The following is a 23,755-nucleotide window of genomic DNA, read 5'->3' on the forward strand; positions in this document are numbered from 1 at the left end:
CGGGAAATGGTTCAATGGCGGCTTGGCGGCTCTCGCCCCAAGCGCCACCCGCGTGCGTCAACTTTAAGTTGATTGGCGATCTTCTCTTCCTGAGTGCAAGAGGTGTGTGGTCTGTCGGTGGGCCGTGGAAGGGGGTGTGAGGCGGTGAGCTGAGGGGGCGCAGCAGCCGCGGTGAGGGAACGGGCTGCACGGTGGGTGAGCGGAGGGCGGTGCTGCGGAAGGGGCGGCGGCGAAAAATTGGTGGATGACGAATGTGGCTGTGGTGGTGGCTTGTCCGGCCGTGCCGGTTTTAGTGTCCCGGTCATGACAGCAGGAACGTCCAAGTTGGAGGCCCGGCGACGGGCCGTGGAAGCGAACCGGCGCGCCAACGAAGCGCGCGCTGCGCGAGACAAGGCGAACATCAAAGACGCGACCACCTTCATGTACGAGGTCGGCAAGATCGCCGAAGTCGAACAGTGGAAGAAGGAGCGCCTGGCCCAGCTGCGCGCGCAGGTCGACGCCGAGGCAGCCAAGAAGGTGGCAGACCATCGAGCCAAGGCCGGCGCGGCGGTCGCGCGCATGCAGGACCGCGGTGAGACGCTGACGACCATTGCCGAGAACACCGACGTGGGGATCGGCGTCGTGCGCACCATGCTGCGGCACGCTCCGAAACCCGAGAAGACCACTGCCAGCAATGGTTCGCATGCACTAGGCGGGGACGGCGCCATGACCGATCCACCACCGGGCCGCAGTGACGGTGAGGCCGACAACCCACAGGCAGCCTCGGCGTGATGACTCATATTTCCTGCTGCGCTGCGCCGCGGGCCAGGAGCACGGGTGCCGCGAGCGCCTGGCCGCGCAGCGTGTCACGGTGCGCGGTGCGGCGGGGCCGCGTCGAGTGGTCCGACATGCGCCGCGGACTCGCGTTCTGCGGCGGTCAGATCCTGGCCGGCGGCGGGCAGGCGGGGCGGGTGCCTTCGTGCTCCTTTGCGGCACCGCCGTGTGTCGGTGTCCGGCCCTAGGGTCTGCGGTCATGAGGAGCGCGGGACAGCTCGTTGTGGATCGGCAGTTGCATGCCGCCGAGGTCGCGCGCTTTCACAGTCATGTGGTCTGTGGGCCAACACCTTCGGACTGCAACATTTGGACCGGGGCTATCGGCGCTGATGGCTACGGCCGGTTTTACCTCACACGTGACGGCGTGGGGTTCTGCGTCCGGCCGCATCGCTATGCGTTGGCGATTGCCGGGGGCAGCGTCGCCGCGGGCGTGCTCAGTTTGCATGAATGCGACAACCCGGTGTGCGTGAAGATTGCGGCCGACAGCGACCCGCAGCAGCACGTGGTGTCGGGTTCGCAGGGCGACAACATGGAGCGGATGGCGCGGATGCGTCGCGGTGGTGGCCGCTATGCGGTGCGACGCTGCGACAGTCGCGGTGTGCGGCGTGAGCGTTCGGTGGCGCTACGCGAGGCGGTGCGCCATGGCTGGGATGCCGCCGCGGTGCAGGCGGCGCTGCTTGGCGACCAGCCCACGCTGTGGTGAGTTCCGCGTCCTCGCTGAGGTGGCGCGGGCAGCATCGGGCAGGGACGCGCTGAGGGGCGTTACGGGGACGTGGCGGGCCGTGTCGCAGCGCCGACGTGGGCGGGCTGAAAAGGCGACCGCGCGGGCCGCTTAGCCCCGCTGCAGGATCGTCGCGTCGCGCGGCGGACGCACCGTGGTGGCGTCGAACCACACGGGCAGCGCGCAGACGCCGGCTGTGCGGGCCCAGCAGATGCGGTGCTGGCCAATCGTTTCGCGCTGGCCGTGTCCGTTGGTGTAGATGCGCAGCGAGTCGCTGTAGCACAGCAGTGCCAGCGCCAGCCGGCGGTCCGCTGTCGCGAGGTTGGCGAACGGCTCGTGGTTGCGCGCGGCGTGGGATATGGCGGCGGTGTCGGCGCTGGCCGGGAACGGTGCGAGGAAGGCGATGACGGCGGGCACCACCACGGTCCAGTTTCCGGTGTGGACGTCGCAGGCCTGTCGGCGTTCGGAGATCGCGGGGTCGGTGAAGAGTTCGCGGTAGCCGTGCTGCCCGGGGTGCTGACCGTGCGTTCGGAGCACAGCTTCAAGCGCGAGAGGACAGTTGGAGCGTGTGCCGTCCTGGTGGGGCCGCTCTCCCATTGTGTGGGGGTAGGGCAGCTCGTCGACACGGGTCAGGTAGTAGGGCATGGCGCGAGTTCGGGGTTAGGCCGATAGCAGCGTGGATCGGCGCGTCTCTTGGGCGGGGCCGCCGACCTCGAACGGGCGGACGTCGACTCCGAAGTACTTCCCGACCAACATCGGATCGTCGTATCCCAGGTCGCCGTGCACGCTCTGCAACGACTCCATGCCCTTCTCACATGCCAGCCTGGCGGCTTGCTCAGCGGTCTCTGCGACGGCCGTGTACTCGATGAGGGTTCGGACGGTGGCGACGAACACGGTGGTCATCTCAAGGTCCTCTACGAGGCGAGTGCGTGGACGGGGCTGGCGGCGAACGCGGCGTGCAGATCGCGACGGGCGTCGAGTTCGGAGTAGGGCTCGATGGTGGCCACACCGACGACGCGCGGCCGGGACTCGTCGAGGGAGATCAGCTCGAACGCTGTGTGAGAGGCGGTGAGCTGAGTCGGCCGGTGGTAGTAGTCGGCCAGCACCAGGTAGGTGTGCAGGGCCGCCTGCGCGGCTTCTGGGGTGTCGTGAAGCGTGCTCACGTCGTGGCCGTGGTCGTCGATGGTGAGTGTGTACATGGGTGGCTCCTTGAGCGACGGGTGGTGGTGTGTGGACCGGGGTGGGGCTACGCGGCGGCGGCGGCGGCCAGTGCCTTGATGCGGTCGGGCCGGAAGCCTGACCAGTGGTCCTCGCCGGCCACGACGACGGGGGCCTGGAGGTAGCCGAGGGCCATCACGTAGTCGCGGGCCTCGGGGTCGGTGGTGATGTCCACGACGGCGTAGTCGACGCCTTGCTTGTCGAGTGCTTTGTAGGTCGCGTTGCACTGAACACATGCGGGCTTGGTGTAGACGGTGACCGTGGCGGTGGTGCTCATGTCGCGCTCCTTAATGGTGTGAATTCGCGGTGTTCTTATCCCTTTTATTCTAATTGCTGGTAGCCATTTCGGCAACGGATAGACGCATATTAGTTGGCCCTATTTGGGCGCATTTCATGCCGCTTTAAGTGCGTAATTAATGGCACTAGGAGGCACATATTCACACTAGGAACCGATTACGCAATTGCCTTTAGTTGGCGCTGGTTCTCTTTTCTTCGAATAGCAAAAGGCCCCGGGGAGCTGAGTGCTCCCCGGGGCCCTCACGGGCGGCTTAGTCCTCCTTGCAAGCCTGTCGGTACACCGCGTCGGCTTTGCGCTTGCCGAGGATCACCTGCTCGATGTCACTGAGGGTGTAGCCGTTGTCCTCCAAGAATTGCAGGTAGGTCTTGGTGATGTCCTGGGGACCGCGCCAGGCGTCCTTGGCGGTCCGGGCCTCGGTGGTGGCGAGGACCATGCCGAGCAGGATGACCTGTGCGCGGCCGTCGCCGGTGGCGGGGAGTTTGGCGACCGCCATCTTCGGGGTCTCGTTGTCGGCCAGGCCGAGCAGCTCGGGGGCGAGCTTCTGTCCGTGGTAATCGTTGAACAGATCCGGTCGGGTGACGAGCGCTTCGGCGAGGTAGAGGGCTGCGCCTTTCGGGGCGGTCTTACGGGAGAGCAGCTTGTCGCGCACCCACTCGCGGCGCACGATCGCCGCTGCCTCGCCGAGTTTGTTGAGTGCGATCAATTTGCGTCGCTCGGCGCGCTCTTTTTCGGCCTCCTCCTGGCGGGCTCGCTCTCGCTCGACCGCGCCCTCGGGGTCGCTGGCATCGGCCAGGCGGTCGGCGTCAAAGCCGTACTGGCGTGCCGCCCAGTCGGGCATGGTGACCCCGGCGCCGCGCGGGTTGCAGCAGTAGTACTCGGGGCTCCACGCGGTGGTCTCGGTGACAGTCCGGATGTGCCGGTAGCCCTCGTCCGGCTCCAGGCTCGGATCGTCGGCGGTGGCGAAGTCGATGTCGCGCTCATCGACCGGTTCGCCAGTTTCGACGTCGAGGAACACTTCCTCGCTGTCGAGCACGACGGCCCAGTGCTGCGGATCCATCGCCGCGATCGTCTCGCGGGTGAGGTGCTCGCCCTGGGCGTCGCGCAGGTAGTTGGTCGGGATGTAGGCCTTATCGCCCCAGCCGGGGCGGCGGTCGAGAACGGTGTAGCCCTTCGCGGCGAACACCGCTGCCGTCTCCTCGTAGCGCCGCCGGTCCTCCCGCTCGGCGCGCAACTGAGCAACCCGGTGGTCGAACTGGTCGGTGCCGGCGACCTTGATCAGCTCGGCTTGGGCAGCGTCGTCTCCGTCGAACTCCACGAAACTGGTGGCCTCCATCAAGTTGAGCTGCCCGGTGTCCAGGGCGCTCATGGCCGTCTGGGACTCGATAGCGACCTTGGCAGCGGCCACAGCGTCTTTGGTGGTCGACAGTTCCTTAGCGACCTTGGTGGGGGAGACCCCTTCCAGAAGAAGCTGGTTGATGCCCCGCGCCCGTTCGGCCTCGGTCAGTTTGGCGCGGTGGTCGTTGAGCACGATCTGCTCGATGACGCGGTGGGTGCGCTGCGCGGCCTCGTCGCCTTCGGCGGGGTGGACGTAGACCGGGATGGTGGGCACGCCCAGCTGGCGCGCAGCTTGGGTGCGGCGCTGTCCATCTCGCAGGGCCACGCTGCCGTCTGCCAGGCGCACCGCCGTCACCGGCGCGAGAACTCCGTGGGCCTCGATGGATGCCAGGAAGTCGCGATCCAGGCGGGGATCTAGGCGAACGTTCTCGCCGATTTCGATGGTGGTCGGGTCCAGGTGAAGCAGCTCGGGAGTGGTGGTGGTGGTTGTCATCAGGTGTCCTTTCTCAGTTGTTCGAACCTGTTGCCTATAGGCTACACCATGATGTAGCCTATAGGCAACACGTTGGTTCAACGAGGAGCACTGAAATCCGATGGCCCTGAACGACAACCAGCTACCTGGCATCGCCGAAACCGACTGCGGCACAACCGTGGTGATGAGTTACGGCATGGGCGTCGACTCGACCGTTATGGTGACACTTCTCTGCTGTCGCAGAGGTCCCTAGCCAACGCCAGCTTCGCTGTGTTTGGCGTGTTCAGATCCCGGAGGATCTCAACCTTGCTCATGTACAAGACGTCACCGGTGAGAGCGCTCGGCGCACCTGGGCTCGGCGGTGACGAAGCCCAGGTGCTGCGTCGTGCCGGTGTAGGCGACGGGCTGCCGTTCCTACTCGGCCCCGACGGCTCGTACGACCTGGAGTTGAACCGGTTCGTGCGCGAGTTGGACGGGTGGGGTGTGCGCTCGGAACACACGAGAGAGGCGTACGCGCGTGATCTGATGTTGTTCGGCCGCTTCCTCCACGAGCACCGTGGTGGACGGTCCATCTGGGACGCCGGCCAGGACGATCTGCGCGCCTACAAGCGGGCGCGGCGGCGGACCAAGGGCTTCACGGTGTCCGCGTCGACCTGGAACAGGTTCATCGCGGCGCTAGACAAGTGGGTCAAGTGGGCGATACACGAGGAGCTGATCGAGGCCCAGCCGTTCCGCATGGTGGAGAAGACGGTGTTGACGCCCCGCGGGCTGGTACGGGTGCTGTTCAATGCCGAGCGCGAGGTCGAGGACAGCGCCGGGCCGGTGCGGTTCCTGGCCTACGAGGACTACCTGGTGTGGCGGGACGTCGGGTTGCGTGGCCAACTACCCGACGGCTCGCCGGACCCGAGTTGGCGCGGTCGGCACGGCGAGCGCAACGCGGTGTTCGCCGACCTGTTGGTCTGCACCGGGATGCGGCTGAGAGAGGCGTCGAGCCTCCTGGTCACCGAGGTACCGCCGCTGGCGCAGCGGCGGCTGACCGGAGACCTGAACCTGCCCGCGACGATCACCAAGCGCAGCCGGCCGAGGACGGTTTTCGTGTCGCGCCGCGTGCTGCGCGACCTGCACCACTACGTCGACATCGAACGCGACGAACTGGTCGAGCGCCGCCGGGCGGCCGGGGCTTACGGGTGTACGGACGCCTGGATGGGAGTTCGCTCCGCCGGCAAGACTGCGCTGACGCTCGTCGAGGATGGCCGCTCGCGGCCGTACTCGCGGGTGACGATCGAGGAACGGCAGCGACTGTGCCGGGTCGGCGACGACGGTCCGGGTGGTCCGTTGTGGCTGTGGCTCGGTGAGGACGGCTTGCCGCTGTCGCGGTCGACGTGGCAGGCGGTGTTTCGGCGAGCCAACGAACGGTGCGCCCGGTTCGGCCTGGACCTGGTGGTCCATCCGCACGCCCTGCGTCACACATTCGCCGTGCACATGCTCGGGCTGCTGCTGCGCCAGACCGTCCGCGCGTTGCGCATGGAGCCCGGCGAGACCCTGATGAGCCAGCAGGTGAAACGGCTGCTGGTCGGCGACCCGCTGCGCAAGTTGCAGCTACTGCTCGGCCATCGCCAGCGCGAGACGGTCTTCGTCTACCTCGACGTCCTGGACGAGGCGCAGGAGATCGTGCTGTCCGCGCTGCGCGAATGGGATGAACAAGCCGAAGCGCTGAGCAGGGTCCGGCTTGAGGATGGTGCTGCCGCGTGAACCGCACCGAGGGTGCCGGCTCCGGTCGCCGTGGCCGCTGGGCGGCTTTCCCGACCGAGGAGCAGATGCCCGCGCAACCCGCTCCTGTCCCGGACATCGGTCCGCTGGTGCTCCGGCTGCACCTGGATGGCGCCGACCGCACGTTCGACATGTCCGCGTGGCCATGCCCGCGGTTGACCCGCCAGCTTGCCGCGACGCTGCGCACGGTGGCCGCCGACGGACCCGAATCGAGTTACCAGGCGTTCAAGGTGAACCTGTTCTCGGTGCGGAAGTTCGTGCGGTTCATCACTGGAGCCGAACCGCAGAACGCCACCGAGGTCGAGTTCAGTGACCTGGAGGCCGAGCACATCGACGCGTTCGAGCAGGCGCTGATCGCCGAGTACGGACCGGACAGTGACCAGCCGCGCATCAGCATCGGTGTGGTGGTCCGGCTGCTCCGCGTGGCGTTCGACGCCAGCCCCACGACGTTCGATCCCGACCTGGCTATCCGGCTGAGGTTCCTCGGACGGGAAACCCGTGCCCGTCAGACGAGACCCTTGGATGCCTACCCGCAGAACGTGTTCGAGGCGATCAGGAACGCCGCGCTGGCGGATGTCCGCGCGATCGCGCGCCGAATACAGGATGGCGAAGCCCGAGCCGCGACGGGCCAGGACCCGAACGTCGGCGGTTGGGATGTGATCGAGAACGTGCTGTGGCACATCGCCCGTCACGGGCCTGTCACGATGCAGTTCCTGCGGCCCCTGGTCGGCAAGAGGCTGGGCAACGGGCGCCCGCTCAACGCGGCGCTCATCCTCACTCGGGAGGACAACGTCGTGTTCCTGATCCTGCTGATCTGCATGACCGGGCTTGAGCCGGAGTGCGCCAAGCGGTTGCAGGCCGACTGCTTGACCAACCCGGCCCGCGGGTTCGTGAGTGTCAACTATGTCAAGCGGCGCGCGCACGGTCGCCGGATCTCTAAGTCCATGCGGGTCAGCGATGGCGGTGCCCTGCACCATCCCGGCGGTCTGATCCGACTGGCGCTGCGGCTCACCGCGCGAGCCCGCGAGTTTAGTGGCAGCACCGATTTGTGGGTCGACTACGGAGACAAGGGCCTGCGGGACTCCTTCCCGCTCGGCGGGCAGGGTCCTTGGGGTCACGTGGACAACTGGCAGAAACGACACGGCATCGACCAGATGACCGACGCTGACGGAACGCCGGTGCGGCTGGATCTGCGGCGGCTGCGCAAGACCTACAAGTCCCAGCAATACCTCAAAGCCACCGGCGTGCTCGCCGACTTCACCCAGGGCCACACCGCCGACGTCGCCGCAAACCACTACGCAAACATCCCCGCCCACGACGAGCTGCACGACCAAGCCGTGGAGAACGGCCTGCGCGAAGCGCTGGACGTCGCGCTGCCGCCGCCGGTGGTACTCGACGAGGACGGCACCCGCCTCGATGCCGGAGAAGGGGACCTGCCACCCGAGCAGGTGCAGGCGCTGCTGTCGCGCGAGAGCGACGTGTTCCTGGCCTCCTGCCGCGACTTCTACGACTCGCCTTTCGGGGCGAAGGGCAAGCCGTGCCCGGTGTCGTTGTGGGGCTGCCTGGAGTGCCCGAACGCGGTGTTCACCACCCGGCACCTGCCGCAGGTTCTGACCTTCCTGGACTTCATCGAGCGCCAGCGGGAGGAGTACCCCGTCAGCGAGTGGAACGTGCGCTACGGCCTGGCGTGGGACCGGATCGTGCGCGGCATCCGGGCCAAGTTCCGAGACGAGCAGATCACCACCGCCCAGACGATCGCCGAAAGCGGTGGGGCACGGTTGCTGCTGCCGCCCGAGTTCTGGGAGGCCGTCGCGTGACCCGCGCCCCCGCACCGCGCCCGTCCGCCGCGCCGGAGCCATCGGCCGATCCCTGGGTGCTGCCCGAGTCCTTGACCACCGAGACAACTGGCCGCGGCCCCCGGTTCAGCGACGACATCTGGGATTTCCGACCGTTCGCGCCCCGCAGCAACGGCTACCTCCGGCTGGACTTCACCGAGCTGCCCGACGAGATCGCGATGCTCACGGCCAAGGAGTTCATCTACTCCCGCATCCACCGCGTGGTCCCGCTGTCCTACGGATCGCGGACCGCCCGACCGATGAAAATCACCAACACCTACAAGGACTTCATCATCGTGCGTCAACTGTTTACCGAGCTCGGCAAGCAGGGCGTGACGCGCTTGGCGCAGGCCCGCCAATCCCACCTGGACGCGACCGCACGCGTCTGGCGTGAGACCTGTGTGCCAAACACGCTGGCTGTCCGGATCGGCGTCATCCAGCACCTGGAGGCGCACAGCCCGTACCTGACCGCGGACCGCCTCACCGTCGTGCCCTGGAAGGGCCGCCCGGCCACCCAGGTCGCCGGGCGGCGACCGGACGAGGAGAACAGCACCCCGCGCATCCCCGAGCCGATCATGGCTCCACTGCTGCGCGCCGCCCTGTTCTACGTCCAGACCGCCAGCCGGGACCTCCTGGCCGCCCAGCGGGAAATCGCCGACCTGGAGCAGGCCCGAGCAGGCGGCCGGTGCCGGCATGGCGAGGCTGTCACCAAGATCGAGGCGTTCCTGGACCGCCGCCGTCAGGAGGGGCGAGGTGTTCCCGCACTGCCGCTGTACTGCCTGGCCCAGCGCCCGACCGCGCCGGTTGTCGACGGCGTCGTGCAAGCCCCGAACGCCGCTCTCGTCGCCCTGATGAGCGGAACCAACAGCTTCCAGGGGCATCCGACACGGCTGATGGAGCAGATCGGCGCCGAGATCGGCTACGAAGAGGGTGGTCTGGACACGCCGATCTCGACGTGGCCGGACACCGGGCGACCCTGGCGAGGGCGGCTGAATCACCGCAGCCTGCATGACGAACTGCACCACCTGCGCACCGCCTGCTGGGTGCTGGTGGCTTACTTGTCAGGACTTCGGGACATGGAAGTCCTGGAGCTGGCGCGGGACTGCGCTGTCACCACCACCACCGCCGTTGACGGCCGGACCCGCTACAAGCTGCGCGGCCGGGTCTTCAAGGGCCGCAAGCTCACCGGTGACGAGGCCGAGTGGGTCGTGCTCGACGCCGTTCACGAGGCGATCGACGTCCTGCTGCAGATCAACGACGACCCCACGCATCTGTTCGGTTACCGGCTCTGGCCCGCCAGCAAGCCACGGCTGGCGAACAAGCTCACCGAGCGCCTCGGTGGTTTCCGGGACCACGTCAACGAGCTGTTCGGTACCCAATCGTCCGACGGGGTGGCCGAACCGTTCGTCCCCGCCGACGGGGAACAGCAGTGGGTGTTCACCACCCGGCAGTTCCGGCGGAGTCTGGCCTGGCATATCGCACACCAGCCCTTCGGTGTGGTCGCCGGTGCCCGGCAGTACCACCACGCCAAGGTGACCATGTTCGAGGGCTATGCCGGGACCTCAGCCTCTGGGTTCGCCGCCGAGGTCGCCGCCGAGGAGGCGGTCGCCATGCTCGACTACGTGGAGGATCTTTACCGGGATTGGAACACCGGCGCCCAGTCCGGCGGTGGGGCGGCCGAGCGGATCAACGCCGAGTTCCAGCGCATTCGGCGCGAGCTGGGTGATCTCCCCGGCGTCGTGTCCGACGAGCTGCGGCTGCGGACGATGCTTCGGCATCTCACCAAGACGCTGCATCCCGGCGTGCTCAACGACTGCTTCTTCAACGCGGCGACCGCGGTCTGTGTCAAGCGAGCCAAGGTCGTCGGGCAGCCCGTTCCGCAGCACAACATGTGCCTGCGCTGTCCGAACGCCCGACGGTCCACAGTGCACCGGCCCCGGCTGGCCGCCGCCCGCAATCAGGCCCTGGATCTCCAGGCGTCCTGCGAGAAAGCCGGTCCGGTCCCGAAACTCCAGCAGGTCGCGCTCACCGGCTACATCACCGAGCTCGACCAGCTCATCGGTGATCTCGACAGCGAGGAGGCGCAGGCGTGACCCGCGTCGCTACCCAAGTCCGCCTGGAGCAGGCGCTGACCCGGCTGCTCGCCGGTCAGCCGACTGTGACCGACGGCGAGCTGACGGTCTCCAACCTGTGCCGGGAAGCCGGTGTGGGCCGCGACTCGTTCTACCGCTCGCCTCCGGAGTTCAAGGACGCCGTTGTTGCGGCACAAGCGAATCGAGAAGCCCAGCAACCTGAACTCGTCGCGCTGCGCGAGGAGATCACCGCCCTCAAGCGGGAACGCAAACAGACCGCCAGCGACCACGCCGCCACCGTGCGGGAACTGGAGGAGACGATCAGGGTCTACGCCAACCAGATCCAGGTCCTCGCCCTGCGCAACTCGGAGTTGGAGGACCAGATCCGACATCTGGCGCACCACGATCCCGACGTGATCTCGCTTCACACCCGGAGGTGACCCCCGTCCACCGACGCTGTGACACCGAGAGCGGCCGGGCGGTTTCTAGATGGCGAGCTGTTCGAGGGCGGCGAGGTACGCCTCGGTGTAGGTCGGGAATTGGGCGACGCCGTCGAGCAGGGTGTCGATGGAGATCTGGGCGCGGATGGCGAGGGCGGCGGTGTGGATCCATTCCCCGGCTTGGGGTGCGATGGCCCAGGCCCCGATGAGCGTCCGCTGGGTGCGGTCGGCGATGAGACCGAGGGTGCCGTCGGGGTCGGTTTCGTAAGTCCAGGGTCGCGCGATCGAGTCGGCGAGGTCGAGTTCGGTGGTGGCGATGTCGAGGCCACGCTGGCGGGCTTGGTCGGTGGTCAGGCCGACAGCGGCGATCTCGGGTTGGGCGAACACGACGCGGGGGATGCCGCTGTAGGTGGTTTGGCGGGGTGTGCCGAGGATGTTGTCGGCCACGACCCGTCCTTGGTACATGGCGACGTGGGTGAACAGCGCGACCCCGGTGACGTCGCCGAGCGCCCAGAGGCCGGCGGTGACGCGGCAGTGCTCGTCGACCTCCAGCGCGCCGCGCGGGTCCGGTGTGACCCCGACAGTCTCCAGGCCGAGCCCGTGGGTGCGGGGGCGGCGTCCGGTGCCGAGCACGACGACGTCGGTGCGCACGGTGGTGCCGTCGTCGAGGTCGATCACCGTATCGGCGCCGTCGCGGCGCGCGGCGGTGGCCTGCCGGCCGAGACGGACGTCGATGCCGTCGGCGCGCAGGTGGGTGGCGACGATGTCCCCGACACGGGGGTCTTCCCGGTCCAGCAGCCGGTCGCCGCGCTGGATCAGGGTGACCCGAGCGCCCATGCGAGCGAGGAATTGGCCGAGTTCGATCCCGACGGCGCTGCCGCCGATCATCACGATCCGCTCGGGGATCTCGCGCAGGGTGGTAGCTTCCCGGTTGGTCCATACGCTGACCTCGTCCAGGCCCTCGATGGGTGGGTGGATCGCGTCGGAGCCGGTGGCGATCACCACGTGCTCGGCGGTGAGTTCCCGGCCACCGGCCCGTACCCGCCACGGGTCCCGGCCCACCAGGGCTGCGGTGGCCTTGATAACCGTGACGCCCTGCTTCTCGTATCCGGTGACCTGCTCTGTGTCGTCGAGGTGGCGGATCATGTAGTCGCGGTAGTCTCGCAGTGCCGCCCAGTTCTGCGCCGGAGTGGACAGGCCGGCCGCGTGGGCGGCTTCGGCGCGGGCCTCGGGTGGGCGCAGCAAGGTTTTGGACGGGATACACGCCCAGTAGGCGCACTCCCCGCCGATCAGTTCCTGCTCGATCAACGCGACCCGCCGTCCGCCCGCGTGCAGGCGCGAGGCGGCGGTCTCGCCGCCCGGTCCGGCGCCGATCACGATTACATCGAAGTCCGTACTCACAGTGGCTGTCCCTTCTCGGTGATGGCGGTTCGGGCGGCGCAGGTGGGCGTCAGCAGCACCCGCCGGGCTCGGGCTCCTCGGATTGAGCGGCGTCCAGCTGCCGGCCGAGTTGATAAGCGTCGGCGACTGGGAGGACCGATCCGCCGGGGTGCTCAGCGAGCCAGGGCGCCGCGGCGTCGGCGTCGGCGAAGAAGTGCACGTGGTTGCAGAAGGAAGCCCGTACGGAGACCAAGTCGTCAGGCGTGACGATGGAGACCATCGCGGTCTGGGGCTCGACATCCCTGACTCGGTCGGGCTCGACGGTGAGCCGTATCGGGGCACCGGTGCTGTGGCAGGGGGATTCAACCTGGGCGGATTGGCCGAGGGTGGCGGGGAAGATGAGGGTGTCCAGGGCACACCAGGTGTAGAGCTGGTGGCCGTCGACGGTGAAACGGTGCGGGGTCGGGCGCAGCGTGATGCCGTAGCCGACGATCCGTCCGGCGTCGTCGTATTCGGTGTCGCGCAGTCGGCCCACCGCCTGCGCAACCTCGTCACCGGCGCGGCCGGTGGCGGCCGCGAGGTCGGCAATCGTGAGGGGTTCGCCGCGGGCCAGTTGCCGCAACAGCGGCTGCCATAGCCATCCGGCCGGGCTGTCCTGGCGGGAGAAGACACTATCCATAGTGGACACCACGGTGTCCAGGTCATTCGTCATCGGGATTGTCCTTCCGAGAGCAGGGTTTCAGGAGGCGCAGCAGGAGAGTTTGGACACGTCGCGGGTGAAGGTTTGGGCGGCGAGTTTGATGCCCTCCGCCATCGTCAGATAGGGGCACCACAGGTCGGCCATCTCGTGCACCGTCATCTGGTTTGCCAGCGCATAGACAGCGGTGGCGATGACGTCCCCGGCGCCCGCGGCGAGCACGTGCGCGCCGAGCAGCCGCCCGGAGCCTTGTTCGGCGACGAGCTTGATCGCGCCGCGGGTGTCGCGGTTGACCAGCGCCCGCGGCACGTACTCCAGCGGCAGCACCCGGCACTTACAGGCGTAGCCCTGCTCCACCGCTTGGACGTCGGTCAGCCCGGCGGAGGCGAGACTGGGCGTGGTGAAGGTGACCGCGGGCAGGTGATGGTAGTCCAGGGTGCGCCCGGCGTCGCCGAAGGCGTTGTCGACCACGACGCTGCCATGGGCCCCGGCGACGTAGACGTACTGCGGGTGCCCGGTGACGTCCCCGGCCGCCCAGACGCGCGGGTTGTCGGTGCGCAGATACTCGTCGACGACCACCTCCCCGCGATGCCCGGTCTTCACGCCCACCGCGTCGAGATTGAGCCCGGCGGTGACCGGGTTCCGCCCAGTCGCGAGCAGCAGCCGCTGCCCAGTCACCCGCTGCCCACCGGCGGTGACGACGACGCCCGAACCATCGGCCTCAACCTCAGTGGCGCGCTCGGCGATCACGGCGATGCCGTCGTCAGCGAACACCCCGGCCAGCAGGCCGGCGAGTTCCGGTTCGGTGTGCGGGGCGAATCGGCCCACGATGCTCACTCGGACGCCGAGGTGGGCGAACAGTTGCGCCTGCTCCAGCCCGACGTAGCCGCCGCCGACGACGACCAACGACTCGGGCAGTTCGGTCTGCTCCATCGCGGTGGTCGAGGTCAGGTAGTCCACCCGGTCGGCTCCGTCGAGGCCGTCGGTACGCGGGGTGGAGCCGGTGGCGATCAGGTAGTGCTCGGCCTCGACCCGGACGTGGCCGCCGTCATGCAGGTTCACCTCCAGCGCCGGTCCCTCGATGAACCGGGCCTCGCCGGGCAGGATCTCCCACCCGTACTCGGCGGCCAGGTCGACGTACTTCTCCGCCCGCAACCCTGCCACCAGCGTGTCCTTGCCACCGATCAGCGCGGCGGCGTCCACCGGGCCCGCGCTGGTGGAAATCCCCGGAAAGTGCTGGTCCAGCGCCACATGGCGGGCCTCGGCCGCGGCCAGCAGTGCCTTCGACGGCACACAGCCGACGTTGACGCACGTCCCGCCAACGGTGCCGCGCTCGATCATCACCACGCTCTTGCCCTTGCCGCGGGCCGCGATCGCCGCCGCGAACGCACCCCCACCCGAACCGATCACCGCCAAGTCGTACCGCACCAGCGATCTCCTCCCACTGACATATTCGTCTTCCCGGATGCATAGATGCTAACCTAAGATTCGTACATCCGGATACGACAGACACTCGATGTGAGGACGGCGACCGTGGCCGACGCTTCCGAACGCAGCAGCACGCTGCTGCCCACCGAGCCGAACGGGGTGGAGATGATGGCGAAATTCTTCCGCGCCCTCGGCGACCCCGCCCGGCTGCGGCTGCTGGAGTTCCTGCTGCACGAGGAACACGCCGTGGGCGAATGCGTCACGCACATCGGCCTGTCCCAGGGCCGGGTGTCCAGTCACTTGGCCTGCCTGTCCGACTGCGGCTACGTGCAGCTGCGCCGCCAAGGCCGCTTCGCCTACTACCGGGTCACCGACCCCCGCGTCGCGGAACTGGTGCTGCTGGCGCGCTCGCTGGCCGCGGACAACGCCGCCGCCCTCGCCGCGTGCATGCGCATCACCGCCCCGAACGCCTGACCAGCCGAGGAGACCGCCTCCATGTCGACCAACCCCGGCTCCGAGAGCAAGCGCACCGCGCTCGCCGCCGCCGGTTTCCTCCTGGTCCCCATCGTGTGTTGCGGCCTGCCGGTGCTGATCGCCGCCGGAGCCCTTGGCGCGGTGGGCTCGGTACTGGGCAACCCCTGGGTCATCGGCACCGCCGTCGTGGTGGTCCTCGCCGCGGTGACGCGGTTCGCGCGCCGGCGCGTCACCCGACACGGTGCCACCCGAGACAACTCGTGCTGCCCGCCCGTGCCACCCGCCCGCGACCAGCCCGATCGGCCACACGAGTCCTCCCACCCCAACCAGGAGTCCTGACCCATGCCTGACGCACCCGCCCCGACCGGACCTGCCGCGCTTCGCTCTCGTCGACGACTCGTCACGATCGCGCTGACCGTTATCGCCGTCGTCGGGATCTCCGTCGTGCTGTATTCGGCGTTTTCCCCGTCGAGCAAGCAGACCGCGTCCCCACCCGCTGCCGACGGCAGCGCAAAGGCCGGGACCACTGCCGCTGCGGGAGCGTTCACCGCCCGAACCCTGCAGGGCGTGCAGGTCGCGGTGCCCGGCTCGCGGCCCAGCGTGCTGTTCTTCTTCTCCGTCGGGTGCGGCGGTTGCGGTCCGGCCACCCACACCCTCGCCCAGGTCCAGCAGGCGGTCGGCACGAAGGCGAACTTCGTCGCCGTCGACATCGGCCCCGGCGAAACCGAGCAGGACATCACAGACTTCCTCACCGCCAACCAGGCCACCAGCCTTGCCTACGCCAGCGACAGCAACGCCACCCTGATCAGCGCCTACCAGGTCACTCAGCTGTCCACCGCCGTCGTGCTGGACGCCTCCGGCAAACCGGTGTTCCGCGCTGTCGAGCCCACCGCCGATCAGATCCGTGCCGAACTGGCCAAGGTGAGCGCGTGATCGGCCCGCTGTTGGCGCTCGCCTTCGGCGCCGGGATGCTCGCCCCGGTCAACCCCTGCGGCTTCGCCGTACTGCCCGCCTTCCTCGCCTACGCCGTCGACACCGGCGACGGCCAGGCGGACGCGCGGCCCGGCGCTTTGTCCCGGCTGGCCGGTGGCCTGCGCGCCGGGCTCGCGCTGACCGCCGGGTTCGCCGGCACCTTCACCGCCATCGGACTACTACTCGCCCTCGGCTTGCGTTCCCTGACCGGTGTCATCCCGTGGCTGGCCGCCGCGCTCGGCGCGATCCTGGCCGTGGGCGGCCTGGCCATGGTCGCCGGCGGACACCTGCCGCTGCGGCTACCCACCCGCCGTTCCGGCACCCCGCGGCAGGGGCCCAGAGGCATGGTGGCCTTCGGCGCCGGGTACGCACTGGCCTCCGCCTCCTGCACGCTCGCGGTGCTGCTCGCGGTCGTCACCCAAGCCCTGGCCAGCACCAACATCTCCGGCGTCCTGGTCGTATTCGCCGCCTACGCCGCCGGCTCCGCCACCCTGCTGCTGTCCCTCGCGCTATTCGCCGCATTCGCCAGCGGCCTGATCAACCGGTTCCTCCGACGGCTGCTGCCCCACATGAACCGCATCACCGGCGCCGTGCTTGCCCTTTCCGGCGGCTACCTACTCCTTTACTGGCTGCCACAACTACTCGGCGGGCACCCCGGCATCGGCGCACTCACCGGCGTCGTCGGCACCGTGTCAGCCTGGATCACCGGACACCAACTTGCGATCGCCATCACCGCACTCGGCCTCATCCTCGTCACCGCGATCGCCACCCTCACCCGCCGCGAACGCCGCCACACCACCACCGACACCGCCGACGACTGCTGCGCACCCAGGCCACAGCCCGAAGAAAATGCGGACCAGGTAGGAGGACCCGGTAGCAGGTGACCTGCCTGCCGGGATCCAACTGGCACGCGGGCCTCTACGATGCGAGCCCGAGGCGGCCGGATTGTCCCCATGGGAGTCCGGCAGGCGGCAAAGCCTTGCTGTAGAAGCAAACCACCACAGTCGACGACGCAGGGCTGCGGACTCTGCATGCCTCCATCTTCACGGAGAATCGCGCAAGCATCGCCCCGCACCACGCCGCCGGTTGCTGAACCGTCGGCATCCGCGAACGCATCGCCCAGCGGGGCGGCGTCTGGCACAACACAGTCTTTTATCGAACGCCGCTCAGCCGTCCGATGATCGGTCGGCCCAGTCTGACTGGACATTTGCCGCAACGAGTGGCCATTCCGCAAAGGCTCGGCTACCGCCAGTTCGCAACGCGGCCATCAAGAGTTCAGTGAGACATGAGGGTCCTTGAGCGGCTACTTCACCGTTCGATGATCGGGCAGATCGATCTGTTCGGTTCCGACTCGGTATCGGCTGCCACGGCGGTGTCCCGACTGGCGGTGAGGCTCGCACGCAGCGCCAGCAATTCGGTAATGGTGTTGTCGATCTCCGCGATCCGGGCGTCGAGTAGATCCCGTACGGCTCCGCACGGGGTGGGACCGGCGCGGCGGAGGGTGAGGATGGTGCCGATGTCGTCCAGGGGGAGGTCCAGGGCGCGGGCGCGGCGGATGAAGGTGAGGGTGTCGACGTCGTCCTGGTTGTAAAGGCGGTACCCGGCCGCAGTGCGCTGGGCGGGCGGCAGCAGGCCGCGCTCCTCATACAAGCGCACGGCCTTACGGGTGAGCCCGGCCGCCTGGGCGGCCCGCCCGACGGTCATCGCCTGGGCCATCGTCTGCCTCCTTCGCGTCCCGGCCGCTCGCCTTGACCTTCACCTGGGGTGAAGGTTTTAGCGTCTCCAGTGTAGGACCGGAAACCGAAGGGAGGCGCAGGTCATGGCAATAGTCGAGTGCGAGGTGTACCGGCGCCCGGACCCGGAGCGCGGATGTGAGATGACCGTCACCAAGGGCGCCGTCCCAGGCCACGGTCGCGACCGCAACCCCACCTGTTGCTGCGGGCACACCATGGAGAAAGTCCGCTGAGCCGCGGCCAGCCAGGACGTGCGGGCACCGGGCTGCGCCAGGTGTTCTCCCATCCTGGTTACCGCCGGTTGTGGGCGGCGCGCACCGCTTCTGCCTGGGGTGACGCGTTCGCCACCGTGGCGTTGGGCCTGCTGGTGTGGGACCGCACCGGCTCCGGGCTCGGTGTGGCCGGGGTGATCGTCGCGGAGATCGTCCCGGTGCTGCTGCTGGCACCGTTCGCTGGGGTGGCAGTCGACTGGTTCTCGCCGGTGCGGGTCATGGTGGTTGCCGACTTGGCGCGCGTGCTGGTGGCTGCGGGGCTACCGCTGGTCGCCGGCTCGGTGCCGGGCATCTACGCGGTGGCGTTCGCCATGTCCGCAGCGTCGGCGTTGTTCAATCCGGCCGCCAGTGCCGCGCTGCCCGCGCTGGTGAACGAGGAGGAGTTGATCGCCGGGAACTCGGGGATCTGGACCGCCGCGGTGCTCTCCCAGATCGTGCTCGCCCCGGCTGCGGGTGCCGTGGTCGCGACCGTCGGCTATGGCCTGGCGTTCTGGGTGAACGCAGCGAGCTTCGCCGTCTCGGCGCTGCTGCTGTCCCGCCTGCACCTGCTGCGCCCGGCAGCCGATGCGGCCCGTGCCGCCTGGTGGCATCAGGCCCGAGACGGCATCAGGGTGCTGGCCGGGCACCGGGTGCTGCGAGCCTTGGCCGCTGGTCAGGCCCTGGCGGCGTTGTCGGCCGGAGCGACCAGTGCCCTGCTGGTTGTGTTGATCCGCGAGCGCCTGGGCAGGGGCCCCGCCGGATACGGAATCGCGCTGGCCTGCATCGGCGTGGGCGCCGCAGCAGGCCCGTTACTGCTGACCCGGCTGATCACCGATCCTCGCAAACCCGCGTTCATTTTCGGACCCTATCTGTTGCGCGCCGCCGTAGATGCCGTCCTTGCGAGTGTCCGCGTCCCGGTGGTGGCGTTGGGCAGCCTGGCCGGCTACGGCGGGGGCACCTCTGCCGGCGCAGTCACCTTCAACTCGCTGCTGCAGGCCGAAACCCCACCCGCCGCACGCGGCCGGGTCTTCGCCGCCTTCGATCTGATCTGGCAACTCGGCCGCCTGGCCTCCCTCGGGCTGGGTGGGTGGCTGGCTGATGCGGCAGGGATCACCGCCGTCTACGCCGCAGGGGCTGCACTGCTCGTCGCTGCCGCTCTGATCGGCCGAGCCGGTCTGACCGACCATCGCCACCACCAAGAGAAGAGGCGCTGACGCGAGGACTTCGGCGCCGGCGACGACGCTCGGCCACTGGCATCAGTCCGACGAACAGAGCTCCGACTCCGCAGCGATCACCAGGGGCCGGCTGGAAAATCGCCATTCACACCAGGCCCGCCCTTGGAGAATCCCGAGGTAGGTTCCACCGAGGCGCCGCCGCCCTGCGACACCGTTCCTTCTGCGACAGCTTGACTGTTTACATAAGCACGGCGATCTTGCTGCGCTGGCTGACCGACCCGTCGAGCCGGGACTTCGATCTCCGGGACCTGATCGTCATCACCGCCCACACCGGGGATGAGTTCGAGCAGACCCTGCGCGACGTCGAGGAGGCTGTGCTTCCCGCGCTGCGACGCCATGGTGTGCGGTTCATTCAGGTTGGCCGCACGCAGCGCAAGACGACCGCCGGCGGGGAAGGCGTTGTCGTGCTCGACGACTCCACCGCACCGCAGCGGCTATGCGTCGAGGGCTACAGGCTGTCCGACGAAATGCTCTCGGCCGGAACGCTTCCCCAACTCGGGGGGGCCCGCATGTGCTCGGTCCATGCGAAGGGAAATTGCCTGGATCCGGTCATCGCGTCGGTGACCGGGGGGCGTCGGTATCGCCACGTGCTGGGCTTTGAAGCCGGTGAGCGGGCGCGGGCGGCAAAAGATGCGGTGTTCAACACCGAACGCCGGACAGGGTGGTACCCGCTCGTGGAGTGGGGTTGGGATCGGACGCGGTGCGCGGACTTCATCGCCGAAGCGACCGGCCGGCGGTGGTCGAAATCAGCCTGCGGTTTCTGTCCGTTCGCGATGGCTACAGCCTCGGGTCGGCAGGCCCTCGTCGAGCGCTACCGTCGCGAGCCGCAGGCCGGAGCCCAGGCCTTGTTCCTCGAGTTCGTTGCCCGCAGCCTTAACGAACGACAGACCCTGATTGCCGGTGGCTCGGCGGCGGAATTGGTGGACGCCGCCGGTCTGACCGAGGTCCAGATGCAGTACCAGGCGCTGCTGGCGGACAAGCCTCACGCCGTCTACGAGGTTCGCCGGCTGACGCGCCGCTCGTCCAAGCGACCTCACGGGCGTGGCATCACCGCGCGTTCAGTACGCGCCGTGTCCCATGGCACCCGCGAGCAGATGACGAGGCAGCTGGCGGCTCAGCCCGGCGATCGTCATGACGGGCCGGATGGCATCACGCGTCACGTACTGCGGGCCCGCGGTGCCGAATTGCCCTCCCTGGAACACTTCTTCGTCGTCTGCCCAGCAGTGGTGGAGGACAAGGCGCGGCCCGGTTTTGACGAATGGTGGCAGGAGGCGACCAGCGATGCTGTTCTGTTCTGAGGTCAACTCACCCCGCCGCGACGGTGTAGCCTATGGGCAACGCCATCGGAGGGAGCTGACCATGGAAGCTGAAACGTCGACCGACGACGGTTCTGCGATCCTGGCGGCGTTGGGTGCCGCGATCCGCGAGCACCGCACCGCGGTGGGTCTGACACAGGCCCAGCTCGCCGAACGGGCAGGTATCGGCCGGCCGCATCTCAATCACATCGAGGGCGGGCGTAAGAGCCCGACTGTGGTGGTGCTGGTTCACCTGGCTCGCGGCCTAGGCGTCGAGCCCGCGGCCCTCCTGCAGACCGAGGCAGCTCAGTAGGGCGATACGCCGAGGCAACGTGAGGACTCGATCCGTTGAATCAGCGTTGCGCACTCTGCGTGGTCGGGACGCCCAGCGTCGTCGGTGCCGGTCTGAATCAGGGCCACCAGCTCGGTGTCGACGCGAAGTTCATAGCGGGGCAGACCGGAGGACGCACCGGTCCTCGCGTCCTCGATCCCGTCCAGTGCGGCGGCCAACACCGCCGTCACTGCAACGTCGTGGTCCTGGGCCGACCCAATCGTCGCGTCGACCCGGCGCGCGGTCGTCGTCGTCACTGTCCAGTGAGCGGTCATAGCGCTGCCTCCTTGGCGTGGGTACCTCGGCCACAGTGTGCGCCCCGAACGGCAAAAAAACCGGGCCTGCCTTCCACTGGTGTGGATAAACAGACCCGGTTCTCGCAGGCTGTGGATAACCCCTAACCGCTGGGCGGGGTGTAGTCCCGGTCACGGGGGTCGGCGGCGAAGTCGGGGCCGTCGAGGAAGACCTGCGCCCCGGTGCGGTGAGCTGTCGTCAGCAGCTCCACCGCGCTGACGCCTCCTTCCTGGTCGAGGATCTGAAAAGTGACCGGCCCCATGTGCAGGTCGAGCCACCGGAGTTGGCGTGAACGGTCGCGCGACAGCTCCTGGCGGGGGACGACCGCGTAGGCCGGTCGGCGCGTCCAGTCGATCGAAACGGTCGGCACGGCGAAGGGCTCAGCGGCCGGTACGGGCGCCGGGATGGACCGAGGAATCAGCGTCATTGCCGCACGAGCTGCGCAGAACCCTTCCAACACTCCCTGAACTGCCTGCGCGGACAGCATGGTCATCAGCAGGCCGCCCCACTGCAACCGCAGGCGAGCCTCGGGAGAGCAGGCGTGGAACACGGCGATGTCCCCGTTCTGGTCGCCCTGGATGCGGACCATCGTGTGGGTGAGCAACGCGGCGGGAGTGACATGGGTTTCGGTGGTGCGAGACTTCATCGGACTGCCTTTCGGTTGATGTTGCTTATAGGCAACAGTCTACCGTGTAATCAATTGTCTCGCAACAGGTTTGACCTACTTACCTGCCTTATGCGCCGTACCGAACACCACCTCTGGTCAGGGCTTTTCGTTTCCCGACGCCCTCGCCTCCACCGCGTCGAGCGCTACGGAAAACCCCGAAACTGAAGGCTGCGGCGCGCCGCTGGTTACCCCACTGCGCGGGGCCTGCATGCAACCAGGCCCCCAACCACTCGGCGCGAACAACAGCCGCGGCGGTCGCAGGCCGCACCGCATCCTCGACCTCAACGGCTAGGCGCGCCGCTGGGACCCCGGGACGGCTACGACGCGAAATTTCGGCGAAGTTGCCTGTGGTGGTGGACTCAGATTCGCCCGCCTCCGTACGGTCCGTCACATGACAGCTTCCCTCCCCGGTGGTCTAGCGGACGCCGAAAACGACTTGCGCACAGCACAGTCTGAGGCCGAGTGGCACCGGCAGGGCCAGTACGCGCGCTCGGCTGCCGACACCGCGGCACAGGTGGCTGTCGATAGCACGACCAGTGACGCTGATCGGGCCCGCGCGGTGGCGGTGATGGACACCGCTCTCGCACTGGCTGCGCGAAGTCTGCTTCGCGAGGCGCAGTCGACCCTCACGGAGGCCCGAGGAAGCGCTGATTCTCAGCGCCGGCAAGAACTAGCTCGGTCGGCGGTGAGCAAGGCGCGCCAGGTCGCCCGTCACCGCGATGTCACCGAGGACGAGCGCGCCGAAGCCCGACAGGTCATCGGCCACGGTCGGATGCTTGCAACGACAGTGGGTGCCTCTGTGCGCCGCCAGCAGCGCGTGGAGCGCGAGCAGGAACAGCCCGGTATAGCGATCTAGGCGCGGCTTCGAGAGGAGCGCGTTTGCATGGCGTGCGGGTGCGTACGCTCACCCGCGTGGGTAGGGACAGCGCAGCGACGCCTCACCCGCGGGCTCCTGTAGTTCTAAGCGCCGAGTGTGTGGGCTGGGCGAGTACGGCCCACTACGTCACCACTGTGGCCGAGGATGGCGATTTTCAGCTGCGCTCAGAGGCTGGCGCCCCGACGCGGTACTTCATACGACGGCGCGGAGCGGACCGACTCGAACTCACCCAGGCCGACGACGACGCCGAACACCCATTGTTGTTCGTGGCCGATACCGCCGTGTTGGAGAGGCATCTGATCGGCTTGTTCGCCGATGACATCCGTGAGGATCTCGACTTGCCGCTTCTTGAAATGGATTGGAGCGTCGACGCTTTGGCCGAAGGCTACGAGGTAAGTGCCATGGTGCGGGGTTACCGCACGCTCAAGCGGGTGGGAGGTGGGCCCGTCGCCGCGGCACCTGATCCGACTTTGAGCCTGCTCGCACTGGTGCCGCTTTCGCACTACTTGCAGTGGTCTATCTCCGAACTCAAACGCTCGTTTCTGAATCCGGCCGGCGTCCCACTGCTGCGCGGGGGCCGCTACGCCTCGCACTAAGTAAGACTGCGCTGGCCCTGGAAGCGGTGACCATCGCGCCGCGCAGGAAACAAGGCGACGGCCGCCCAGCGAATGCACCGATGCCGGCGCTGACAGGATGCGTAACCTCGGTGGTGTGGGGAATCGCGGCAGGGTGGCGACGCGTCGGCAGGCTCCGGCGCCAATGCTGGCTACCTTGGGACGGCCGCCGGCAGGTGATGACTTCGCCGTTGAAGTGAAGTACGACGGCCAGCTTCACTGAACTTGTCAACCGTCGTTGCGCGCCAACCTGTGCGGCGGACTTCTTCATCTGTACGTCTCGGGTCAACCCAGCGGCGCATCGATGCCACCTGCGCCCTGCGGTGCGGGTCGACTGAGTTCTCCTCCGGGATCGCGAAGTGCGCCAGCGTGGCTGGGGAGGTCGCTTCGTCGAACGGGCTACCTAGTGTTGGCCGTCGCTCAGGATGCAGACGATGGCGTCACTGTGGATGCAGACGTGATTTCGGGGGTCGGTCTGCATTGTGACGGGGTAATCGTCGCGGCGACGCGGTGGTCGTCATGGTGACGACTGT

The 23,755-nt window shown here is 68.1% G+C and carries 26 protein-coding genes; 15 read left to right on the forward strand and 11 right to left on the reverse strand.

Annotation, left to right across the window (positions count from 1 at the left end):
- The first annotated feature begins 303 nt into the window (after positions 1-303).
- A complete protein-coding gene (locus ACTWP6_RS23435; protein WP_443188914.1) occupies positions 304-771 on the forward strand; it encodes a hypothetical protein in 468 nt (155 codons plus the stop codon).
- A 241-nt stretch (positions 772-1,012) separates the two neighbouring features.
- Entirely contained in the window at positions 1,013-1,516 is a 504-nt protein-coding gene (locus ACTWP6_RS23440; RefSeq protein ID WP_112744669.1) for a hypothetical protein, read from the forward strand.
- A 129-nt stretch (positions 1,517-1,645) separates the two neighbouring features.
- Here ACTWP6_RS23440 and ACTWP6_RS23445 read toward each other — a convergent pair whose 3' ends face one another.
- The 5 genes from ACTWP6_RS23445 to ACTWP6_RS23465 all read right to left on the reverse strand — a co-directional run bounded on the left by ACTWP6_RS23445 (position 1,646) and on the right by ACTWP6_RS23465 (position 4,878).
- Entirely contained in the window at positions 1,646-2,179 is a 534-nt protein-coding gene (locus ACTWP6_RS23445) for a hypothetical protein (RefSeq protein WP_443188915.1), read from the reverse strand.
- A 15-nt stretch (positions 2,180-2,194) separates the two neighbouring features.
- Entirely contained in the window at positions 2,195-2,437 is a 243-nt protein-coding gene (locus ACTWP6_RS23450) for a hypothetical protein (protein ID WP_112744670.1), read from the reverse strand.
- A gap of 11 nt (positions 2,438-2,448) precedes the next feature.
- A complete protein-coding gene (locus ACTWP6_RS23455; RefSeq protein WP_112744671.1) occupies positions 2,449-2,733 on the reverse strand; it encodes a hypothetical protein in 285 nt (94 codons plus the stop codon).
- Between the two features lie 47 nt (positions 2,734-2,780).
- Positions 2,781-3,029 carry a glutaredoxin-like protein NrdH gene (gene nrdH, locus ACTWP6_RS23460; protein WP_112744672.1) on the reverse strand — a complete coding sequence of 83 codons (249 nt, stop codon included), beginning with the start codon at positions 3,027-3,029 and terminating at the stop codon, positions 2,781-2,783.
- Positions 3,030-3,300: 271 nt separating this feature from the next.
- Positions 3,301-4,878, reverse strand: coding sequence for a ParB/RepB/Spo0J family partition protein (locus ACTWP6_RS23465; RefSeq protein WP_443188916.1), 1,578 nt, complete (start codon positions 4,876-4,878; stop codon positions 3,301-3,303).
- Positions 4,879-5,169: 291 nt separating this feature from the next.
- Here ACTWP6_RS23465 and ACTWP6_RS23470 point away from each other — a divergent pair, with 291 nt between their 5' ends.
- The 4 genes from ACTWP6_RS23470 to ACTWP6_RS23485 are packed head-to-tail and all read left to right on the forward strand — an operon-like array spanning position 5,170 to position 10,974.
- Positions 5,170-6,609, forward strand: a complete 1,440-nt coding sequence (locus tag ACTWP6_RS23470) for a tyrosine-type recombinase/integrase (protein ID WP_014805453.1) — start codon at positions 5,170-5,172, stop codon at positions 6,607-6,609.
- Positions 6,606-8,444 (forward strand): hypothetical protein, encoded by a 1,839-nt coding sequence (locus ACTWP6_RS23475; RefSeq protein ID WP_041783812.1) that lies wholly within the window; start codon positions 6,606-6,608, stop codon positions 8,442-8,444. The genes ACTWP6_RS23470 and ACTWP6_RS23475 overlap by 4 nt, the downstream gene beginning before the upstream one ends.
- Positions 8,441-10,555, forward strand: a complete 2,115-nt coding sequence (locus ACTWP6_RS23480; protein WP_014805451.1) for a hypothetical protein — start codon at positions 8,441-8,443, stop codon at positions 10,553-10,555. Before ACTWP6_RS23475 ends, ACTWP6_RS23480 begins: the two co-directional genes overlap by 4 nt.
- A complete protein-coding gene (locus ACTWP6_RS23485) occupies positions 10,552-10,974 on the forward strand; it encodes a hypothetical protein (RefSeq protein WP_014805450.1) in 423 nt (140 codons plus the stop codon). The genes ACTWP6_RS23480 and ACTWP6_RS23485 overlap by 4 nt, the downstream gene beginning before the upstream one ends.
- 45 nt (positions 10,975-11,019) lie before the next feature.
- Here the strand turns inward: ACTWP6_RS23485 and ACTWP6_RS23490 are convergent, their stop codons facing one another.
- The 3 genes from ACTWP6_RS23490 to merA are packed head-to-tail and all read right to left on the reverse strand — an operon-like array spanning position 11,020 to position 14,479.
- Positions 11,020-12,375 carry a dihydrolipoyl dehydrogenase family protein gene (locus ACTWP6_RS23490; RefSeq protein WP_014805449.1) on the reverse strand — a complete coding sequence of 452 codons (1,356 nt, stop codon included), beginning with the start codon at positions 12,373-12,375 and terminating at the stop codon, positions 11,020-11,022.
- A gap of 49 nt (positions 12,376-12,424) precedes the next feature.
- Positions 12,425-13,066 carry an organomercurial lyase MerB gene (gene merB / locus ACTWP6_RS23495; RefSeq protein WP_014805448.1) on the reverse strand — a complete coding sequence of 214 codons (642 nt, stop codon included), beginning with the start codon at positions 13,064-13,066 and terminating at the stop codon, positions 12,425-12,427.
- A 27-nt stretch (positions 13,067-13,093) separates the two neighbouring features.
- Positions 13,094-14,479: a mercury(II) reductase gene (gene merA / locus ACTWP6_RS23500; RefSeq protein ID WP_014805447.1), complete on the reverse strand. Its 1,386-nt coding sequence runs from the start codon at positions 14,477-14,479 to the stop codon at positions 13,094-13,096.
- Between the two features lie 165 nt (positions 14,480-14,644).
- Here merA and ACTWP6_RS23505 point away from each other — a divergent pair, with 165 nt between their 5' ends.
- From ACTWP6_RS23505 to ACTWP6_RS23520, 4 genes are read left to right on the forward strand one after another with little or no spacing between them, the layout of a single operon-like run.
- On the forward strand, positions 14,645-14,953 hold the full coding sequence (locus ACTWP6_RS23505) for an ArsR/SmtB family transcription factor (protein ID WP_079633045.1): 309 nt from the start codon (positions 14,645-14,647) through the stop codon (positions 14,951-14,953).
- A gap of 21 nt (positions 14,954-14,974) precedes the next feature.
- Positions 14,975-15,292 carry a hypothetical protein gene (locus tag ACTWP6_RS23510; protein WP_014805445.1) on the forward strand — a complete coding sequence of 106 codons (318 nt, stop codon included), beginning with the start codon at positions 14,975-14,977 and terminating at the stop codon, positions 15,290-15,292.
- A gap of 3 nt (positions 15,293-15,295) precedes the next feature.
- Complete coding sequence (locus ACTWP6_RS23515) at positions 15,296-15,886, forward strand: TlpA family protein disulfide reductase (RefSeq protein WP_052765176.1); 591 nt, start codon at positions 15,296-15,298, stop codon at positions 15,884-15,886.
- Entirely contained in the window at positions 15,883-16,809 is a 927-nt protein-coding gene (locus ACTWP6_RS23520) for a cytochrome c biogenesis CcdA family protein (RefSeq protein ID WP_014805443.1), read from the forward strand. The genes ACTWP6_RS23515 and ACTWP6_RS23520 overlap by 4 nt, the downstream gene beginning before the upstream one ends.
- Before the next feature lie 424 nt (positions 16,810-17,233).
- Here ACTWP6_RS23520 and ACTWP6_RS23525 read toward each other — a convergent pair whose 3' ends face one another.
- Positions 17,234-17,641 carry a heavy metal-responsive transcriptional regulator gene (locus tag ACTWP6_RS23525; RefSeq protein WP_014805442.1) on the reverse strand — a complete coding sequence of 136 codons (408 nt, stop codon included), beginning with the start codon at positions 17,639-17,641 and terminating at the stop codon, positions 17,234-17,236.
- A 103-nt stretch (positions 17,642-17,744) separates the two neighbouring features.
- Here ACTWP6_RS23525 and ACTWP6_RS23530 point away from each other — a divergent pair, with 103 nt between their 5' ends.
- The 4 genes from ACTWP6_RS23530 (at position 17,745) to ACTWP6_RS23545 (ending at position 20,752) form a co-directional block, all read left to right on the forward strand.
- Positions 17,745-17,891, forward strand: a complete 147-nt coding sequence (locus ACTWP6_RS23530) for a hypothetical protein (protein WP_014805441.1) — start codon at positions 17,745-17,747, stop codon at positions 17,889-17,891.
- Positions 17,892-17,932: 41 nt separating this feature from the next.
- Positions 17,933-19,123, forward strand: a complete 1,191-nt coding sequence (locus tag ACTWP6_RS23535; RefSeq protein ID WP_014805440.1) for an MFS transporter — start codon at positions 17,933-17,935, stop codon at positions 19,121-19,123.
- A 218-nt stretch (positions 19,124-19,341) separates the two neighbouring features.
- Positions 19,342-20,442 (forward strand): hypothetical protein, encoded by a 1,101-nt coding sequence (locus tag ACTWP6_RS23540; protein ID WP_443188917.1) that lies wholly within the window; start codon positions 19,342-19,344, stop codon positions 20,440-20,442.
- 61 nt (positions 20,443-20,503) lie between these two features.
- Positions 20,504-20,752, forward strand: coding sequence for a helix-turn-helix domain-containing protein (locus ACTWP6_RS23545; protein WP_443188918.1), 249 nt, complete (start codon positions 20,504-20,506; stop codon positions 20,750-20,752).
- On the opposite strand, the gene ACTWP6_RS23550 is transcribed toward ACTWP6_RS23545, so the two are convergent.
- Both ACTWP6_RS23550 and ACTWP6_RS23555 read right to left on the reverse strand, forming a co-directional pair.
- On the reverse strand, positions 20,746-21,045 hold the full coding sequence (locus ACTWP6_RS23550; RefSeq protein ID WP_443188919.1) for a hypothetical protein: 300 nt from the start codon (positions 21,043-21,045) through the stop codon (positions 20,746-20,748). The two genes, ACTWP6_RS23545 and ACTWP6_RS23550, sit on opposite strands and share 7 nt — an antisense overlap.
- Positions 21,046-21,167: 122 nt before the next feature.
- Positions 21,168-21,710, reverse strand: coding sequence for a hypothetical protein (locus ACTWP6_RS23555; RefSeq protein WP_443188920.1), 543 nt, complete (start codon positions 21,708-21,710; stop codon positions 21,168-21,170).
- 996 nt (positions 21,711-22,706) lie between these two features.
- Between ACTWP6_RS23555 and ACTWP6_RS23560 the strand changes: the two genes are divergently transcribed.
- Positions 22,707-23,204: an Imm61 family immunity protein gene (locus ACTWP6_RS23560; RefSeq protein ID WP_443188921.1), complete on the forward strand. Its 498-nt coding sequence runs from the start codon at positions 22,707-22,709 to the stop codon at positions 23,202-23,204.
- Positions 23,205-23,755: the final 551 nt, after the last annotated feature.

It is taken from the genome of Mycobacterium sp. 4D054 (assembly GCF_052245755.1).
In the GTDB taxonomy this organism is placed as follows: domain Bacteria; phylum Actinomycetota; class Actinomycetes; order Mycobacteriales; family Mycobacteriaceae; genus Mycobacterium.